At 56.4% G+C, this 1,791-nt stretch carries 1 protein-coding gene; it reads right to left on the bottom strand.

Translation table 11 applies throughout. The features are described 5' to 3' along the window. Window positions 1-154: 154 nt before the first annotated feature. Window positions 155-1,351: a tryptophan synthase subunit beta gene (gene trpB, locus HMPREF1556_RS08460; protein ID WP_021668029.1), complete on the bottom strand. Its 1,197-nt coding sequence runs from the start codon at window positions 1,349-1,351 to the stop codon at window positions 155-157. Window positions 1,352-1,791 lie beyond the last annotated feature (440 nt).

The following is a 1,791-nucleotide window of genomic DNA, read 5'->3' as shown; positions in this document are numbered from 1 at the left end:
ACCCACGGTAGGTCGCATCGGCGACCTACCGTGGGTCCCTTTTGCCCCCTTCCTGAGGCCCTTGATTTCGGGCTCGGCTGACCCTCGCGAGGAGCGACCGTGAAGGAGCAGGTCTGGGAGAGGGAATAGCTGGGATGAGACGATCGTCTCGTCGCTATTCTCCGAGTATCTCGGCCTTGTGTGCCAGGTAGGTAGAGATATCCTTATCCCCACGCCCGCTCACCGTCAGGACGACTACATCCTCTCTCTGGAACTTCATGTGAGGAAGGAGGGCCAAGGCGTGGCTACTCTCCAGCGCTGGGATTATCCCCTCCAGACGGGTAAGCTCGAAGGCAGCACGCAGGGCTTCATCGTCATTGATCGAGAGCACCTCGGCACGCTCCTGCACCGCTATCTGAGAGATCAGCGGGCCGATGCCAGGGTAATCCAGGCCAGCGGAGATCGAATAGGGCTCTTGCACCTCCCCCTCGGGCGTCTGGATGACGAGCGTACGACTTCCGTGCAGGACACCCTCGGTACCGATATTGATGGTCGCAGCGGTCGCTCCGCTATCCATCCCATGACCGCCCCCTTCTCCTAGGACGATGCGGACACGGGGATCATCGAGGTAGTGGTACATCGTGCCCGCTGCGTTGGACCCGCCTCCGATGCAGGCGAGCAGGTAGTCGGGATAGTCACGCCCCTCCTTCTCCTGCAGCTGAGCCTTGATCTCCTTGCTGATGACACTCTGCAGACGGGCTACCATATCGGGATAGGGATGTGGCCCTACTGCCGATCCGATCAGATAGAAGGTATCTTCGGGCTGGGAGCACCAAGCCAAGAGGGCCTCATTCACGGCGTCCTTGAGCGTCTGATTACCGCTTTTCGCTGGGATGACGGTAGCACCGAGCATCCTCATACGCTCGACATTGACATGCTGGCGCTCTACGTCGATGGCCCCCATATATATGTGGCACTCCATGCCCATGAGGGCGCAGGCCGTGGCGGTCGCTACTCCGTGCTGACCGGCACCTGTCTCGGCGATGATCCGATGCTTACCCATCTTCTTGGCCAGAAGGATCTGCCCTAGGGCATTGTTGATCTTGTGTGCTCCCGTGTGATTGAGATCTTCACGCTTGAGGTAGATCTTCGCACCATATCTTTCGCTCAGACGGCGGGCATGGTAGAGGGGGCTGGGTCGACCTACGTAGTCACGTAGTAGGGTGTGGAACTCATCCTGGAAGTCCTTGCTCTCGATGACGCTCAGGTATGTATCTTGAAGCTCTCTGATAATCGGCTCGAGGATGGCGGGGACGAAGGCGCCACCGAAGTCGCCATAAAAACCATTGGAATCTACTTGGAAGGGTGTCATAAAAGTGGGGAAGTTTTGAGTGAAGGGTTAGAGCTAAGTAAAGGCTCCTGGCAGGTGACGTCATTCCTGCGACTCGTGTACCTACGACAAAGAGGCTTGCCGTGAGTCACGACAAACCTCTATTATGCTACTGATGGATTTACAATAGGGACAAGCAACGCCTAACTCACGATATCGCTATCTTGAGTGCGCCACCAACCTATATTGTACATCCGAGTGATCATATTCTCTTATGCATCGTAGCCGTCGACCGACGGCATCATTTATGCTTTGTTTCGGCAAAGGTAGAAGGATTTCCCGAAACGACCAAGCCTCCCCACCCCGACCCTCAAAGCTGAAGGATCCTCTTTCATGCCAAAAACAGACCCCGTCGAATACCCGCTTGGGAAGCGGGCTAGAGACACCTCCAAAAACGACCTACCGTAGGTCGTCGAAAAAAC

It is taken from the genome of Porphyromonas sp. oral taxon 278 str. W7784, from assembly GCF_000467855.2.
Classification (GTDB): Bacteria; Bacteroidota; Bacteroidia; order Bacteroidales; family Porphyromonadaceae; genus Porphyromonas.
The sequence above is the reverse complement of the archived record's forward strand: the minus strand, read 5'-3'. Positions and strand labels throughout refer to the sequence as shown.